The sequence below is a fragment of the Streptomyces sp. NPDC127097 genome (assembly GCF_042724075.1).
Lineage (GTDB): Bacteria > Actinomycetota > Actinomycetes > Streptomycetales > Streptomycetaceae > Streptomyces.
Genome location: NZ_JBHXFI010000032.1, coordinates 28,560 through 41,379 on the forward strand (window position 1 = coordinate 28,560; position 12,820 = coordinate 41,379).

General features: G+C 70.3%; 12 protein-coding genes. 4 read left to right on the top strand and 8 right to left on the bottom strand.

The genetic code is table 11. The features are described from left to right. On the bottom strand, window positions 1–867 hold the full coding sequence (locus ACFWJW_RS23345; protein ID WP_387244591.1) for a GNAT family N-acetyltransferase: 867 nt from the start codon (window positions 865–867) through the stop codon (window positions 1–3). Window positions 868–1,063: 196 nt separating this feature from the next. On the opposite strand from ACFWJW_RS23345, the gene ACFWJW_RS23350 reads away from it, so the two are divergent. Further along, the gene (locus ACFWJW_RS23350; RefSeq protein ID WP_167536116.1) at window positions 1,064–1,240 is read left to right on the top strand and encodes a hypothetical protein; all 177 of its coding nucleotides are present in this window, start codon (window positions 1,064–1,066) and stop codon (window positions 1,238–1,240) included. Here the strand turns inward: ACFWJW_RS23350 and ACFWJW_RS23355 are convergent. The 4 genes from ACFWJW_RS23355 to pdhA all read right to left on the bottom strand — a co-directional run bounded on the left by ACFWJW_RS23355 (window position 1,227) and on the right by pdhA (window position 5,220). Continuing rightward, window positions 1,227–1,457, bottom strand: a complete 231-nt coding sequence (locus ACFWJW_RS23355) for a VOC family protein (RefSeq protein WP_387244594.1) — start codon at window positions 1,455–1,457, stop codon at window positions 1,227–1,229. The two genes, ACFWJW_RS23350 and ACFWJW_RS23355, sit on opposite strands and share 14 nt — an antisense overlap. A gap of 72 nt (window positions 1,458–1,529) precedes the next feature. Further along, window positions 1,530–2,993, bottom strand: coding sequence for a dihydrolipoamide acetyltransferase family protein (locus ACFWJW_RS23360; RefSeq protein ID WP_387244597.1), 1,464 nt, complete (start codon window positions 2,991–2,993; stop codon window positions 1,530–1,532). 23 nt (window positions 2,994–3,016) lie between these two features. After that, window positions 3,017–4,000 (bottom strand): alpha-ketoacid dehydrogenase subunit beta, encoded by a 984-nt coding sequence (locus ACFWJW_RS23365; protein ID WP_085923742.1) that lies wholly within the window; start codon window positions 3,998–4,000, stop codon window positions 3,017–3,019. Between the two features lie 2 nt (window positions 4,001–4,002). Further along, window positions 4,003–5,220: a pyruvate dehydrogenase (acetyl-transferring) E1 component subunit alpha gene (gene pdhA, locus ACFWJW_RS23370; protein ID WP_327225698.1), complete on the bottom strand. Its 1,218-nt coding sequence runs from the start codon at window positions 5,218–5,220 to the stop codon at window positions 4,003–4,005. A 328-nt stretch (window positions 5,221–5,548) separates the two neighbouring features. Here pdhA and ACFWJW_RS23375 point away from each other — a divergent pair, with 328 nt between their 5' ends. Further along, entirely contained in the window at window positions 5,549–6,208 is a 660-nt protein-coding gene (locus tag ACFWJW_RS23375; RefSeq protein WP_327228858.1) for a response regulator transcription factor, read from the top strand. 179 nt (window positions 6,209–6,387) lie between these two features. Then, entirely contained in the window at window positions 6,388–7,431 is a 1,044-nt protein-coding gene (locus tag ACFWJW_RS23380; protein WP_386681649.1) for a phosphotransferase, read from the top strand. A gap of 15 nt (window positions 7,432–7,446) precedes the next feature. On the opposite strand, the gene ACFWJW_RS23385 is transcribed toward ACFWJW_RS23380, so the two are convergent. Beyond that, window positions 7,447–9,021 carry a protein kinase gene (locus ACFWJW_RS23385; RefSeq protein WP_387244602.1) on the bottom strand — a complete coding sequence of 525 codons (1,575 nt, stop codon included), beginning with the start codon at window positions 9,019–9,021 and terminating at the stop codon, window positions 7,447–7,449. A gap of 314 nt (window positions 9,022–9,335) precedes the next feature. Between ACFWJW_RS23385 and ACFWJW_RS23390 the strand changes: the two genes are divergently transcribed. Beyond that, a complete protein-coding gene (locus ACFWJW_RS23390) occupies window positions 9,336–10,997 on the top strand; it encodes a protein kinase (protein ID WP_387244605.1) in 1,662 nt (553 codons plus the stop codon). Window positions 10,998–11,126: 129 nt separating this feature from the next. Here ACFWJW_RS23390 and ACFWJW_RS23395 read toward each other — a convergent pair whose 3' ends face one another. Both ACFWJW_RS23395 and ACFWJW_RS23400 read right to left on the bottom strand, forming a co-directional pair. Continuing rightward, window positions 11,127–11,693: a bacterial proteasome activator family protein gene (locus ACFWJW_RS23395; protein ID WP_387244608.1), complete on the bottom strand. Its 567-nt coding sequence runs from the start codon at window positions 11,691–11,693 to the stop codon at window positions 11,127–11,129. A 139-nt stretch (window positions 11,694–11,832) separates the two neighbouring features. Then, window positions 11,833–12,735: a hypothetical protein gene (locus tag ACFWJW_RS23400; RefSeq protein ID WP_387244611.1), complete on the bottom strand. Its 903-nt coding sequence runs from the start codon at window positions 12,733–12,735 to the stop codon at window positions 11,833–11,835. Window positions 12,736–12,820: the final 85 nt, after the last annotated feature.

The window sequence follows — 12,820 nt, forward strand, 5'->3', positions numbered from 1 at the left end:
TCAGCCCGGCATCCGCCCCTGCGCGACCAACCGGTTCACCACCTGCTCGTGGGCGGGGGCACAGCGCTCCCGCGCTTCCTGCCGGTCGAACCAGGCGTATTCGGCGATCTCCCGGCCGGGGGCCGGTGCGATGTCCTGGGGCCCGCCGGTGAAGCAGGTCATGTGCAGCCGGCGCCCGTTCTTCCCGTGGGCGACGGCATGGATGACAAAAGCCTCCGACAGCTCCTCGGCGGGCACCACCAGGCCGAGTTCCTCACCGAGCTCGCGCGACAGCGCCTCCCGGGCGGTCTCGCCGGGCTCGTACTTGCCGCCCGGGAGATAGAAGGTGTCGTTCCCGCGCGTCCGTACGCTCAGCAGCCGCCCCTCGCGCAGATGCAGCCAGCTCACCGACTTCAGCGGTGCGCCGCGCTCCAGGGCGATCAGCGGATGGCCGGTCTCCTCGTCCGTCCGCCGCCCGCGCTCCGTGAAGCCGAGGTGCGCGTAGAAGCGGCGGGCCCGGCCGTTGCCCTCGAAGACCTCCAGGGTCAGCGCGCCGTGCAGGGCCGCCGCATGCTCCAGCAACTCCCGCCCGGCTCCGCCGCCTTGGGCCTCCGGCGCCACGAACAGCCCCCCGACCTCGGTCCCGGGCCGGTCCCCGTTCCCAGGCCGGCCGGTCAGCAGCCCGAGCAGCCCGATGACCCGGCCCTCGCGTTCGGCCACCCAGTTCTCCGCCTGGACGAGGTACACCTCACGAAGGAGGCGGGCCCGTTCGCCCGCGCCCTCCCCGTCGAGGAACGGGTGCGCCTCGCGCGCGGCCCGGGACCACAGATCGATGACCACGTCCTGGTCAGCGGGGCGATACGGCCGGATGATCATTTCGCTGTTCATTTCGCCGACCGTAAACAGCGCGTCCGACCGCGGCAAACCCTTTACCCGGCACCGGCGGAAGAGGGACTCGCGGGATGTCGGGTCCCCCTCAAGTCGTACAGGAGTCCCTACCTGCCGCGTACGGACCACGGCGAATCTCATGGGTGAATAGAGGCACGGAGCCGGGGAGGCTCCGACACCCGAGGGGGAGTGGACCATGCAGCCCAGGACGAACGCCGGCCGCCGTACGCGGAACACCGTCGTGCTGGCTTTGATCGTCGCCGGTCTGTGGGCGGGCATCGCCCTGACCCGCGGCGCCGCACGCGCCGACGGCTCCGGTCCGGCCGGGCCGGTGGGCCACTTCAGCCGCGCGGTGGAGCTCATCCGCGGCTGACCGGCCCGCCGGTCGCGCGCGGCCCCGGTGACACCCTGCGCGGCTCGCCGCGATACGTACCGAACGACCAGAGGTTGCCCTCGGGATCGCGGACACCGAATTCCCGCGAGCCGTAGTCGGTGTCGCTCAGCTCCTCGATGATCTCCGCGCCGGCAGCTCTGGCGCGGGCACACACCTCGTCGGGGCGGTCGGTGCGGACCCACGACTGCTCGTCCACAGGGCCGGCGCGGACCCGAGGCGGCGTTTCACGTGAAACGCCGCTCCGAACCGCCCGGCCCCGCCTTCCGGCTCATCCCCAGGTGATGAGCCGCTTGGGCCGCTCCAGCACCGCCGCGATGTCCGCGAGGAGCTTGGAGCCCAGCTCGCCGTCGATGAGCCGGTGGTCGAAGGACAGCGCGAGGGTGGTGACCTGGCGCGCCTTCACCTTGCCCTTGTGGACCCAGGGCTGGAGCTTGACCGCGCCGAAGGCGAGGATCGCCGACTCCCCCGGGTTGAGGATCGGCGTACCGGTGTCGACGCCGAAGACGCCGACGTTGGTGATGGTGACCGTGCCACCGGTCATCGCCGCCGGCGAGGTCTTGCCCTCGCGGGCGGTGGCGACCAGATCGCCCAGTTCCGCGGCGAGTTGGGGAAGCGTCTTGACTCCGGCGTCCTTGATGTTCGGGACGATCAGCCCACGCGGGGTGGCCGCCGCGATCCCGAGGTTCACGTAGTCCTTGTAGACGATCTCCTGCCGCGCCTCGTCCCAGGCCGCATTGACCTCCGGGTGGCGCTTGAGGGCCACCAGGAACGCCTTGGCGACCAGCAGCAGCGGGTTGACCCGCAGCCCCGCCATGTCCGGGTCCTGCTTGAGCTCCTGGACGAGCTTCATCGTGCGGGTCACATCGACGGTGATGAACTCCGTGACATGCGGCGCGGTGAAGGCGCTGGCGACCATCGCCTGAGCGGTGGCCTTGCGTACGCCCTTGACGGGCACCCGGCGCTCACGGGCGGCGGCGTGGACGACGCCGGTCTCCGCCGGGGCGACCGCCTCGGCGACGGGGGCCGGAGCCTCGGCCGGTGCGGCCGGAGCCTCGGCCGGGGCGGCGGCCGCGTGCACGTCCTCGCGGGTGATGATGCCGTCCGGCCCACTCGGGACGATCGTCGCCAGATCGATCCCGAGGTCCTTGGCCAGCTTGCGCACCGGCGGCTTGGCCAGCGGCCTGCCCGCGGACCCGGCACTCGTGCCGTTCGCGGCCGGAGCCACGGGGGCGGCCGGTGCGGGCGCCGTGCGCGCGTTCAGCTCCGCCTGGAGCGCGGCGCTCACGGACTCCGGCTGGGCCGGAACGCCCGGCTGGGGCTTGCGGGCCCGGCGCTTGGTCGAGGACGGCGCGGCGCCGTAGCCGACCAGCACCGCCTGCCGGCCCTGCGGCTCGGCCTCCTCCTCGGCCTTGGCGGCCTCCTGCGGCGCCTGGACCGCGGCCGGTGCCGTGGCGGGCCCGGCACCGGGGTCGGTGTCCACGGAGATGATGACGGTGCCGACATCGACGGTGACGCCCTCGCCGAAGTTCAGCTCGTGCACCACCCCGTCGTAGGGAATGGGCAGTTCGACGGCGGCCTTGGCGGTCTCGACCTCACAGACGACCTGGCCGTCGGTGACGGTGTCGCCGGGCTGGACGTACCACTTGAGGATCTCGGCCTCGGTCAGCCCCTCGCCGACGTCGGGCATCTTGAACTCGCGGAAGCGCTGAGCGTTGGCGGTACTTGCAGTCATGGTCACGAACTCTCCTCAAACCCTCAGTACGCCAACGCACGATCAACGGCGTCGAGCACCCGGTCCAGTCCCGGAAGGTACTCGTCCTCCAGACGGGAGGGCGGATACGGGGAGTGGAAACCGCCGACCCGCAGGACCGGGGCCTCCAGGTGGTAGAAGCACCGCTCGGTGATCCGGGCGGCGATCTCGGCACCGGCGCCGAAGAAGACGGGGGCTTCATGGACGACGACGAGCCGGCCGGTCTTCTGCACCGAGGACTGCACGGTGTCGAAGTCGATCGGGGAGAGCGAGCGCAGGTCGACGACCTCGAGCGACTTGCCCTCCTCGGCCGCGACATTGGCGACGTCCTGGCAGACCTTGACCATCGGCCCGTAGGCGGCCAGCGTGAGGTCGGAACCGGTCCGGGCGATCCGGGCCTTGTGCAGCGGGTCCGGGATCGACTCGGTGTCCAGCCGCGACTTGTCGTGGTAGCGGCGCTTGGGCTCGAAGTAGATGACCGGGTCGTCGCCCGCGATGGCCTGCTGGAGCATCCAGTAGGCGTCGGAGGAGTTCGAGGGAGAAACGATCTTGAGGCCCGCGACATGCGCGAAGAGCGCCTCGGGGGACTCGGAGTGGTGCTCGACCGCACCGATGCCGCCGGCGTACGGGATGCGGATGACGACCGGCACCTTGACCTTGCCCAGCGCGCGGGCGTGCATCTTCGCGAGCTGGGTGACGATCTGGTCGTAGGCGGGGAAGACGAAGCCGTCGAACTGGATCTCGACGACCGGGCGGTAGCCGCGCAGCGCCATGCCGATGGCGGTGCCGACGATGCCGGACTCGGCGAGCGGGGTGTCGATCACCCGGTCCTCGCCGAAGTCCTTCTGGAGCCCGTCGGTGACCCGGAAGACGCCGCCGAGCTTGCCGACGTCCTCGCCCATGACGAGGACCTTGGGGTCGGCCTCCATGGAGGCACGCAGCGACTCATTGATCGCCTTGGCGATGGTGATCTTCTCGAAGACGGCCATGGTCAGTTCCCCTCCGCGACAAGATCGGCATCGGCGAACGACGCCTGGTACGCGGCGAACTGCGCGCGCTCCTCATCGACGAGCGCATGCCCGTCGGCATAGACATTCTCGAAGATCGCCATGGTGTCCGGGTCGGGCATGGCGCGTACCGCATCGCGGACCCGCTTGCCCAGGGCCTCGCGCTCCTCGTCGATCGACGCGAGATACGCCTCGTCGACCAGGCCCTCGGCCTCCAGGTAGGTCCGCAGCCGCAGGATCGGGTCCTTGGCCTCCCAGGCAACCCGCTCCTCGTCCGCCCGGTACTTCGTCGGGTCGTCGGAGGTGGTGTGCGCACCCATGCGATAGGTGAACGCCTCGATCAGCATCGGGCCCTGGCCGGTGCGCGCCCGCTCCAGCGCCGCCTTGGTCACCGCCAGACAGGCCAGTACGTCATTGCCGTCGACGCGTACGCCGGGGAAGCCGAATCCGCGGGCGCGCTGGTAGAGCGGCACCCGGGTCTGCTTCTCGGTGGGTTCGGAAATCGCCCATTGGTTGTTCTGGCAGAAGAACACGACCGGGGCGTTGTAGACCGCGGAGAAGGTGAAGGATTCCGCGACATCACCCTGGCTGGAAGCGCCGTCACCGAAATAGGCGATGACCGCGGAATCCGCGCCGTCCTTCTGCACACCCATCGCATAGCCGGTGGCATGCAGCGTCTGGGAGCCGATGACGATCGTGTACAGGTGGAAGTTGTTGCTGTTGGGGTCCCAGCCGCCGTGATTGACCCCGCGGAACATGCCCAGCAGGTTCGTCGGGTCGACACCGCGGCACCACGCCACGCCGTGCTCGCGGTAGGTCGGGAAGACGTAGTCGTCATCGCGCAGCGCGCGGCCGGAGCCGATCTGAGCGGCCTCCTGGCCCAGCAGCGAGGCCCACAGGCCCAGTTCGCCCTGGCGCTGGAGGGTGGTCGCCTCGGCATCGAACTTCCGCGTCAGCACCATGTCGCGGTAGAGGCCGCGCAGTTCTTCGGCGGAAAGGTCGATCGAGTAATCCGGGTGCTCGATCCGCTTGCCTTCGGGCGTCAGCAGTTGTACGAGCTGATCCTGCTCCGCCTCATCGGGCCGGCCGGAGTTCCGGGCCTTGGCCGGGGACGCCTTCTTGGCCGACGTCGCCTTTTTGGCGGTGGTGCGCTTGCTGCTGCCGCGGGCGTTTTTCCGCTGCGCAGTGCCTTCCACGGTCACGTGCTGCTCCTCCGTCTGTCCGGCCCCCGGGGTCCGCCGGTGGCCGTATTGCGGCTCACCCGGTATCCGATACGGCGCACGGGGTTGTGTGCGATCGCGGCCGGATCCGGGTGGAACAAAGCTCCCGGACAGTGGCCTGCTCATTGCACGTTACCCATTGTCAAAGCCGAAGTGGAAACGGCGTTGACCTGCGATTTTGCTTGGATTTCCAAGTAAATCGCGAAGGTTTGGAACAACTCCTGGTCACAGCGTTGCAGGCCGCCGGGACAACGGCACGTTATATCGGTGACCTGGAGCACGGGAAGAGTTGATGTGTGAGACTGAGTGGGTGCGCGAAGACGGAAAAATCACGGTATTCCTGCTCGACGACCACGAAGTTGTCCGGCGCGGCGTCCACGAAATGCTCTCGGTCGAGGAGGACATCGAGGTGGTCGGCGAGGCCGGCACCGCCGCAGACGCCCTGGTCAGGATCCCGGCGACCCGTCCGGACGTGGCGGTGCTCGATGTCCGGCTGCCCGACGGGAGCGGGGTCGAGGTCTGCCGCGAGATCCGTTCACAGGACGAGGACATCAAATGCCTGATGCTTACCTCGTTCGCGGATGACGAGGCCCTTTTCGATGCGATCATGGCCGGTGCGTCCGGTTATGTCCTCAAGGCCATCCGGGGGAACGAACTGCTCTCCGCGGTACGCGAGGTGGCGGCCGGGAAGTCACTGCTCGACCCCGTGGCCACCGCCCGGGTGCTGGAGCGGCTGCGCGACGGCAACGCCGCGAAGGGCGACGACCGGCTGGCGAGCCTCACAGACCAGGAGCGCAGGATCCTCGATCTGATCGGCGAGGGAATGACCAATCGCGCCATCGGCGAGCGGCTCCATCTCGCCGAGAAAACGATCAAGAATTACGTTTCCAGTCTGCTGTCCAAGCTCGGAATGGAGCGCCGCTCCCAGGCCGCCGCCTATGTCGCCCGAATGCAGGCGGAACGGCACTGAACAGCCCGCGGAATGACGGCGCGCGCCCCGGCGCACCATCTCGCGGATGCGCTGCGACCACTGCTACCGGCCAGCCCCGCCGACCGTGAACCGGCGCGCCGTCCGCCGCTGCGCGCACCCTGCGTAATGCTTTCCGGCACACCCACTCCGACGGGCGTAGTTGATCTAACATCTGGCGCGTGCTGCGCTCATCTGTAGTCCGGACGGCGGCGACGCCCGACAGAGACACCCTCGGATCCCTGCTCCGCCACTACGCAGGAGCCGGTGCGCCGCTGTCCTGTGAACCCGTCGCCGAGGGCCTGCTCAACCACGGCTACTTCCTCGCCACCACCCGCGGCCGCTACTTCCTCAAGCACCACCTCGACGGCGACCACGCAGCCCTCACCCGCCAGCACCGCGCCACCTACCGCCTCGCCGCGCTGGGACTGCCGGTCGCCCCACCCGTCGCCCATACGGACGGCCGCACCGTCACGGTCCTCGACGGCCGCTGCTACGCGCTGCACCCCTGGGTCGAAGGCCGACACCTCGGCGGCGCCGCGCTGACCCGCGACCAGTCCCGGCGGCTCGGCGCGCTGCTCGGGCTCGTGCACACCGCGCTGGAGGAGGTCATGGCGGACGAGCCACATCCGCCCCGGCCACCCTGCGCGGACGCCGGCGCCGACCCCGAGCGGACCTTCGAGACGATCGACGAGCTGCTGGCCCTGGCCCGCGGCGCCCGGCCGCGCACCAGCTTCGACGAGCTCGCCGAACACCGTCTGCTGGAGCGCCGGGCCCTGCTGGCGCAGCAGGCGCACCGCCGGCCGGCCCCGGGCGCGGAGCCCCCCGCGGGCTGGGTGCACGGCGACTTCCACCCACTGAATGTGCTCTACCGGGGCACCGAGCCGACCGCGATCGTCGACTGGGACCGGCTGGGCGTGCAGCCGCGCGCCGAGGAGGCGGTACGCGCCGCCGCGATCTTCTTCGTACGCCCCTGCGGCACGCTGGATCTGGGCAAGGTGGCGGCGTACGCGGGCGCCTACCGCAGGGCGTGCGGGGCCGGAGCCGAGGAGCTCGCGGCGGCCGTCCACCGGGTGTGGTGGGAGCGGCTGAACGACTTCTGGATGCTCACCTGGCGCTACCAGCTGGGCGACCGCCGCACCGATCCACAATTCCCGGCGGCGGCCGCCCTGGCCGTCTGGTGGACCCGCGAGTACCGGGCCGTACGGAACGCCTTCACCCGCTGAAGCGGGGGGCGCCCGTCAGCCGGTCGCGCCCGCGGTCACGCCGGTGTCCGCGCCGCCGTCGGCGGCGCCCCCGTCGCCGGTGCCCCCGTCATCGGTCCCGCCGGTGGGGTCGGTGGGATCGGTGGGGCCGGTCGGCGGCTCGGACGTCGGAGGCTCGGACGTCGGCGGCTCCGAGGTCGGCGGCTCCGAGGTCGGCGGCTCGGACGTCTCCGGCGTGCTGGGCTGCTCGCTCGGCGGCTCGGAGTAGGTGCCGCCGTCACCGGTGTCCTCGGGCTCGGTCTCCGGAGTGCTCGGCTCCTCCGTCGGCGGCTCGCTCGTCTTGTCGTCCTCCGTCGGCGTCGGCGACTGCGAGGTGGGCGTCTCGTGCTTCTTGCTCTCGCCGCCGGTGTTCTGGAGCGCGAAGGCCACACCCACCGCGATGGCGATCACTGCCAGCGCCGCGATCAGCCAGATCTTGCCGCGACCGCTCTTGGTCCCCCGGGGCCCGCCGTCGAAACCGCCGTCGTCGTCCCGCATACCGGGCGTCAGGATCGGCTGCGCCGTGGTCTGGCCGGCGTCGGGGTGCGGCAGCGCCGTGGTGGCCGCGGTGCCCATGGCCGGGGAGAGGCCGCCCTCGTGCACGGCGACCGGGCCGGTGCTCCAGGTCCCGGTGTGACCGCCCTGCTCATGCAGCATCTGGAGCGAGTACTGGACCAGGCCGCGCATCTCCTCGGCGGACTGGAAGCGGTCGTCGGGGTCCTTCGCCAGCGAGCGCATGACCAGGCCGTCCAGCTCCGGCGGCACCGCGTCGGCGGTCTGGGACGGCGCCACCGGCATGTCCTGCACATGCTGGTAGACGACCGAGAGCGGGGTCTCGCCGGTGAACGGCGGCCGCAGCGTGAGGAGTTCGTAGAGCAGACAGCCGGTGGCGTAGAGGTCGGAGCGGGTGTCGACGGTCTTGCCGAGCGCCTGCTCCGGGGAGAGGTACTGGGGGGTGCCCATGACCATGCCGGTCTGGGTCATGGTCGACTGGGCGCCGTGCAGTGCACGGGCGATGCCGAAGTCCATGACCTTGACGGCGCCGCTGTTCGTGATGATCACGTTCGCGGGCTTGATGTCACGGTGCACGATGCCGTGCTGGTGGCTGTAGGCCAGCGCCTCCAGTACACCGGAGACGATGATCAGCGCCTGGTCCGGCGGCGGGGCGTCGGCGTTGAGCAGCAGATCGCGGATGGTGTGGCCCTCGACCAGCTCCATCACGATGTACGGCACGGTGTTGCCGCCGACCAGGTCCTCACCGGAGTCGTAGACCGCGACCACGGCGTGGTGGTTCAGCCCGGCCACGGACTGTGCCTCCCGCGTGAACCGGGCCTTGGAGACCGGGTCCTCGGCGAGGTCCGAGCGCAGCAGCTTCACGGCGACGGTGCGGCCGAGACGGACGTCCTCGGCTGCGAACACCTCCGCCATGCCACCGCGGCCGAGCCGTCGCGTGAGCCGGTAGCGGCCGTCGCCGACCAGCCCGCCGTTGCCCCACATCTCCGGTGCGTCGGGGATATTGGAGCCGGTGGCCTCAGGATCGGACGGGCCCTGGGGGCTCTGCGTCGGTGCCATCGGTCCTCGCCGTCGAATCGATCCGCATGAGAGCGGTAAGGTCATCGGTCTTCGCTAGAGCACGCTACAGGTTCCACGACCCCCACCGATCCGTCGTGGACCGGCCATCACACCCGCCGGACGCCATATATCGCAAGTTCACCGGGGGTAATCGGGCGCCAAAACGTCGCACCGCCGTGACGGGATCTTGCACATCTGGTCACGGAACGGGCACACGGCTTGACGTGTCCGGGGCCTGCGGCAGACTTGGCTGCGAAATTGCAGATTTTGATCGCTATACGTACGCGTAGTGCGGCCTAGGGGGAAGCGGAACGATGAGCCAGGACGGCGCTCAGGGCCAATTCGAGGGCCGTTCGGTCGGCGGGGGACGTTACCAGCTTCGTGATCTTCTCGGCGCGGGCGGAATGGCTTCCGTACACCTCGCCTACGACAGCGTCCTGGACCGCGAGGTCGCGATCAAGACGCTGCACACCGAGCTCGGCCGCGAGCAGGCATTCCGCGAGCGCTTCCGCCGCGAGGCCCAGTCCGTGGCGAAACTCACGCACACCAATATCGTCTCCGTCTTCGACTCCGGTGAGGACGAGCTCGACGGCGCCATGGTGCCGTACATCGTCATGGAGTACGTCGCGGGTCAGCCGCTGCGCTCCGATCTGGACACCGACGTCGCCCAACATGGCGCGATGCCGACAGAAAAAGCCTTGAAGATCACGGCCGATGTCCTGGCGGCGCTCGAGGTCAGCCATGAGATGGGCCTGGTCCACCGGGACATCAAGCCCGGCAATGTGATGCTGAACAAGCGCGGCGTCGTCAAGGTCATGGACTTCGGTATCGCCCGTGCCATGCAGTCCGGTGTGACGTCCATGACGCAGACCGGCATGGTCGTCGGCACCCCGCAGTATCTGTCGCCCGAGCAGGCGCTGGGCCGCGGCGTGGACGCCCGCTCCGACCTCTACTCCGTCGGCATCATGCTCTTCGAGCTGCTGACCGGCCAGCTGCCGTTCGACGCGGACTCCCCGCTCGCCATCGCCTACGCCCATGTCCAGGAAGAGCCCCCGGTCCCGTCGAGCATCAACAGCTCGCTGCCGCCGGCCGTGGACGCACTGGTGGCCCGTGCGCTGAAGAAGAACCCCAACGAACGGTTCCCCACCGCCGAGGCGATGCGGGACGAGTGTCTGCGGATCGTCGGGTCCGGGCAGTCCGGTTCGACGCCGCTGATCATCAGCGAGGGTCCGCGGGCCCGCACCAGCGGTGCGTCGGTCTCCTCCGCGGTCTTCCCCACCGCCTCCGGCAACCCGCACACCCCGGCCCCGCCGAGCGTGCAGCAGCCGTACCAGCCGACGCAGGCGGCCCCCTTCGGCCCCTCGACGCCCCCGCCCCTGCCGCCGAACAACACCTACCCGACGCCCGCGCCGGGCCCCGTTCCGGGTCCGGCGCCGTTCAATACCGGTGGCTACCAGCCCTCGGCCTACACCCCGCCCCCGGTGACGGCCCCGATGCCGTCGGCCGGCGGTCCCGTCCGGCGGAAGAACAACAGCGCGGTGATCGTCGTCTCGGCGGTCATCGGGGTCGTCGTGGTCACCGCGATCGCGATCGGCATCGGTCTGAGCGCCGGCTCCAGCGACGACAACGGCGGGGACCTCAGCCCGACGTCGGCATACTCCGACACCTCCTCGCCCACCGAGAGCGTCCGGCCCGAGGACAAGACGGCGACGATCCTGACGTCCGAGTGCACCAACCCGACCAAGAGCTCCGTCGACCCGCGCAAGATCCTCGTGCCTTCGTTCCGCTTCAAGAATCTGGACTCGGTGAAGAAGTGCATCGAGGCGGCCGGCTGGAAGTACAAGGTCGTCGCCCACGAGGACAGCTCGCTCTGGGGCAAGAACACCGTCACCAACCAGAGCCCGTCGTCCGACTGGTGGTACCCGAACAAGAACGACGCCATCGAGCTGACCGTCTCCACCGGTCGCAGCGGCTGACGGCGTACGGCCCACGGGCCTCCCGTAATTGTCGGTGGGGCCGCCACGGGTAATGCGTGCCGGCCCCTTCTGTCCGTCCTGGTGCCACGGCCGGCCGGTGTGCTCCGGCCGGCCCCACGGGCCCCGTGCTCAGAGGTACGGGCCCGAGCGGGCGCCGCCGTGACCCGGCACGCCCTCCTCGCCCTCCATCGATACAGCCCCGGGCGGCAGCGCACGGCGCATCGACTCCAGCTGGGCACGAGCCGCCATCTGCTGGGCGAACAGTGCGGTCTGGATGCCGTGGAAGAGGCCCTCCAGCCAGCCGACCAGCTGGGCCTGGGCGATCCGCAGCTCCGACTCCGTCGGCACCGATTCATCGGTGAACGGCAGCGACAGCCGCTCCAGCTCCTCGACCAACTCGGGTGCCAGGCCGTCCTCCAGCTCCTTGACCGAGCTGGAGTGGATCTCCTTGAGCCGGACCCGGCTCGCCTCGTCCAGAGGAGCGGCCTTCACCTCCTCCAGCAACTGCTTGATCATGCTGCCGATGCGCATGACCTTCGCAGGCTGTTCGACCATGTCCGTCAAGGGGGTCTCCCGGGATTCTTCGCCGTCTTCCCCGCCGCCGGAGCCCGCACCGCCGCCGAGCGCCATGCCGTCCGGGCCGACCACCAGGACGTGCGGATTCTCCTGTGACCGTTCATTCATCGGCATATCCATGCCGCCATTCTCTCGTACGCGGGCTCCAGACAGGTGGTGCCCCGGGGAGAAGGTGATCCACCCTTCCGAGCGGAGCGGCCGCCGCTGTTTCACGTGAAACAGCGGATTCTCGCCGTTTCACGTGAAACCACCGAAATCATCAGCCACGGCGCAGCCGCAGCGCGAAGAAGGCCAGCCCCAGACCGGTGAGAGCAAGGCCGGCACCCATCGGGAGCACCCGCTCGACCGGCGCCACGGGGGTCTCCATGGCGTACGGGGCCGCCGTGGCCGCCGCATCGTCCTCCGTGCTCTCCCGTGCGGAGCCACCCCCCTCCGGGGCGGGCGTCGGGAGGGGCGGCAGGGCCTCGTAGGTGCGCCGGCTGAACCGGTCCGCGACGTCGTAGCGGTGCGAAGGAGCGGGCCGTGACGGGGTGGCCGCTGCCGCGTGGGATTCGGATGCCGTGGGCTTGCGGTGCTTCTTCGGGGCGCGCCGACCGGGCCGCGCGTGCGCACGGTCGGTGTCGGACGATCCCGCCGCGTCCGGGTGCCGATGCCTGCCGGGCCTCGGGAAGTCGGCACCGCCGCCGTCGGGCCCCGAGATGGAGTACGGCGGGCCCGGCACGGGGAAGCCTGGGCCGAACGAGTGATGCGGGTGGTGGTGCCACCGTCCGTGCCCGCGGAGCCCACCGAAGTGGTGGTGATGCGACGGCCGGTGCGGGACGCCCGGCAGGGCGTCCGGCAGGCCGGGGTAGCGGTCCGGCAGCGCCGGAGCCCCCGGGTGGCCCCGGTGTCCGGCACGCACCCGGCCCCCTCCGGCCCCGGGCCCCTCGACCGGCGGCGGGCCGATCGCGAAGTCATCGAACCCGTCCAGACCGAAGCCGTCCGTGCCACCGGGGAGGTCGTCGGGCTGATCGCCCGGGCGGGCGAGAAGCGGGGGACGGTCGACCGGAGTGGCCCGCCGGTCCGCGGCCGCCGCGGAGGTGGCTCCTATCGGTACGGGCAGCACGACGGCAGCCACCAACAGACCGGTGGCGATGCGCGAACGGAATCCTGGAGCGACCACAGTGCCCCTCCCGTGCCGAGCCGTCGAGTGACCTGCCCAGCGTCACATGTGATGAGATTCACGGCATCTTGGACATGTCGGGCGG

Excerpts from the sequence above, each read along its gene's own strand:
- ACFWJW_RS23345 (WP_387244591.1), bottom strand. The coding sequence starts at position 867 with ATGAACAGCGAAATGATCATCCGGCCGTATCGCCCCGCTGACCAGGAC.
- ACFWJW_RS23350 (WP_167536116.1), top strand. The coding sequence starts at position 1,064 with ATGCAGCCCAGGACGAACGCCGGCCGCCGTACGCGGAACACCGTCGTG.
- ACFWJW_RS23360 (WP_387244597.1), bottom strand. The coding sequence starts at position 2,993 with ATGACTGCAAGTACCGCCAACGCTCAGCGCTTCCGCGAGTTCAAGATG.
- ACFWJW_RS23365 (WP_085923742.1), bottom strand. The coding sequence starts at position 4,000 with ATGGCCGTCTTCGAGAAGATCACCATCGCCAAGGCGATCAATGAGTCG.
- ACFWJW_RS23385 (WP_387244602.1), bottom strand. The coding sequence starts at position 9,021 with ATGGCACCGACGCAGAGCCCCCAGGGCCCGTCCGATCCTGAGGCCACC.
- ACFWJW_RS23390 (WP_387244605.1), top strand. The coding sequence starts at position 9,336 with ATGAGCCAGGACGGCGCTCAGGGCCAATTCGAGGGCCGTTCGGTCGGC.
- ACFWJW_RS23395 (WP_387244608.1), bottom strand. The coding sequence starts at position 11,693 with ATGGATATGCCGATGAATGAACGGTCACAGGAGAATCCGCACGTCCTG.